General features: G+C 37.3%; 2 protein-coding genes. Both read right to left on the reverse strand.

The genetic code is table 11. The annotated features are described in order from the left end of the window. Positions 1 to 1,942, reverse strand: a 1,942-nt coding sequence (locus ACK4EX_RS11690; protein ID WP_409773043.1) for a hypothetical protein, incomplete at its 3' end; no start/stop codon positions are given. Then, a partial coding sequence (locus ACK4EX_RS11695) for a T9SS type A sorting domain-containing protein (RefSeq protein WP_409773044.1) occupies positions 1,939 to 3,272 on the reverse strand: 1,334 nt, incomplete at its 5' end. The genes ACK4EX_RS11690 and ACK4EX_RS11695, both read right to left, overlap by 4 nt.

Here is a 3,272-nt window from a genome sequence, read left to right on the forward strand (position 1 = left end):
CCATCTGCCGGGGGGCAAAGGTGGGCAATGTGCTTCCGTCGCTCCACAGGTAGGTGGCGCTATCAGCCGATACATCGAAGAGCACCGGCCCAAAGAAGCATACGGCCGTATCGTGTACCTTCACCGTCGGTGGGTCAATCACCGATAAGCTGACCGTATCACTGACTGTACCACAGGGAGTGGACACCTGCACCCAGTAGCGACCCGACTTGCTGACCGACAGGATGCTGTCGGTACTGCCTGTACTCCAGAGATAAGTGGCCGGAAAGCCCTGTGAGGCATCCAGCAGCACGCTCTCACCACGGCAGAGCAAGGTATCGGAAAAGCCCAAGTCCACCTGGGGTACGGGCAATACCTTCACCGAATCGCCCATGGTCGTAATGCTGTCGCCATCGTACCAGAGCTGTACTTGCACATAGTAGGTGCCATACTGCGGATACTTAACCACGGGGTGAAACTGCGAGCTGTGGTTTAGCGGGCCCAGACCGGCCGGGTCGCCAAAATCCCACCACACCGAATCAGCTATGGCCGTGTAGTTGAGATGAAAGTGGGTAGAGTCGGTGCAGTTGCTCAGCAGCTTGAAAGGTTTAGGTAAAACATCAGAGGTGCGAAATGTTGGAAACTGAGGATAGAGTTTAAACGGTCTGAACGAATAGACAAACTCTATATCCACATTGCTCATCAGCGAGTCGTCAGGGTTTTTGATTCGATATAAATAACGATTTCCAGGCCAATTTCTGTAATGTAATGTGGTAAAATCACCCATTGTTAGACCACCTCTTAGTCTGAAGACATACACATGACCATCAGGAGCCGGCGTATTTTGATAATACATGTGACGGTTTACATAACTACTCAACAAGGAATCTATCATTGGTGAATTTGGAACAGCTTTTATCCCAATTTTATTATGAAAATCTAAAGAGTCTTTAGAATACAAATCGAATCGAACCAATAAATATTCATCAATGAAAGGGTAAGGAAAAGCCGTATCTTTTCTTATGTAAAAGCTAATCAAATACCTGCCTGTAGTGGAAGGAATTAATTGGCGGAAATTAAAATTTTTATTATTAAAAATAATTTCATTCGGAAAAGTAAATGATTTTGATGTTTTTAAAATAGTTAAATTATTTGTATCTAATTTATAAAATTCTAATTTTAAACCAATACTGTTGAAGTAATAAAAAGTATTGAAATCTGGTGGTAAAGGAACCAATTGACCTGTGTCAAAATTTGGTGTAAAAATGCTAATAGATCCTAATCTTGTGACCTGCACAAGTATTCCGCCTGGTGAATGAAATCCAGTACATTTGAAGTGAAATAATATTTCACTGAAATTTTTTTTTAAAATTGAAAAATCAACGAATAACAAATAATATCCATTCAATCTATTATATGCAATATTTTTTAGGCTTAATGTAGAAATTTTATGAATTGAATACCCTCCTGAATTGTCTTTGATTAGCATATTTAATTGAAGTGCTGAATTTTCTCTATATGCCGGGATAAATTCTGTCTCTTCAATAAAGGTATAAAAATGAAAAATGGTATCTTTATTATTGAATGAAAAAAAATAAGAAATTAAAGGAGTACTTAAAGGGGCCATGAAAAGATTATAAAAATTTTGAGTTATAACATTGTAGTGGTAATTTGGCACTTCTCCACCCAGAATATGAACATTATTTTTATCATAATATTTTCCGTTCAAAAAATACACTTCTAATTCTCCATTTTCATTACAATATGCGGATGTCTGGTTGTATATATCCTGAAATGGAGGAGATGAAGAAGGCATCCAAGTAGTTACTGAATCAATAGTCACCGGTGTGGTATTGAAGTCCATTTTGATGCCTTGGCCAAATATCCAGGTGTTGTAGTGTTGAGAATAGATATTTGAAAGTGAAAAAATAAAAGATAAAAATTTAAAAAAATTTCCTTTCATGGCACTACAAACTTTAGTAATTTTTTGTTGTTGCCAGACATATACTGAATTAGATAAACACCTTTTTTCAATCGACTTGTTTCAAAATTATTTAGTTCTCCATTGTAGATTAACTGCCCAAGAACGTTTGTAATTATTACATGGGAGCTTTTGGGAATTGAACTTATTGATGCATTTTTATCCTTATCGATTTGTTGTGCTATTGTGGATGGGGTTTTATCTTCCGCTCGATAAAAAATATTTGAAACCTCAGCTTCTTTAAAATAAATATTTTCATCCTCTCCCCACCAGCACATAGCGTATAAAGTCGCATTGCAATAGCCGAATGCTATGGATGGAAATTTATAGCTTGTTTTATTTATGTTGTTGAACTCATTAGCATCTTTCCAAAAAGGCTGTAGAAATCCAAATATGCCAAAGTTAATTTCCCTTCCCATTACGTTATTTCCAACGTGAAAATCGGATTCCCATATTATATCGTTAGGGTCTCCAGCAGCAGCAACAATTGGATTTGAGTTAATCGTCGATGAAATGTTTATGATAGGCCATGTTGATGGCCCTTGGTTGTAATTAAAAAATATTTCATCATTGTGTGAAAGTGTGATAATGTATGATGAAATTCCACCATTTATTAATTTATTATCATAAGTAAAACCATCGATTCTTGGATGAATATCTAATGAATTGGAAACAGTTATTTCAAAAGCATCATTTGGAGCATAGGGTGCAAATGATCCATTATCATCAAAATAATCTACAAAAATCCCGTTATTAGGTGATGTTTGATATCCTAATGCACAAAACTGATAAACTAAATTGTTTTGATATCCTGAAATATTTATGTCAGGATTCCAGCGATTGGAATATATTCTAATACTTGATGAAGAGTATGATATTGAACTAATTGAAATTTGCGGGCCGAATCCTGCTCCTATTCCACCATAATGCATGTAAATTTCGTTATTTAAGATATCTTCATAGATGATTCCAATAGCACTCGATGGATAATCAAAACAATCAACAGCCCTATCAATATTTGGATGTCTTCCATGTGATGACAATACCCAGGTGTTTGTGGGGTAAGAGATCATTAATGGACTTAGTGAATTTCTAAAAAATTCATCTACTATTATTAGTCCACTTAACTCATACACCACATATCCCCATAATCCTTCTCTACCTACAATGATATCAGGATCATGTGCGCCTGCGGGTAGCGGTAGTACGTGAGGTGGATTACCAGAGCCAGGCAGATAGTAGGCAATGCCGGGATTGTCGCCATCCCAACAATAGACTTGTGCCACATTCAGCGGACAAGTGGGGCACCAGC

Origin of the sequence: Thermaurantimonas sp., from assembly GCF_046299575.1 — a bacterium.
In the GTDB taxonomy this organism is placed as follows: Bacteria; Bacteroidota; Bacteroidia; order Flavobacteriales; family Schleiferiaceae; genus Thermaurantimonas.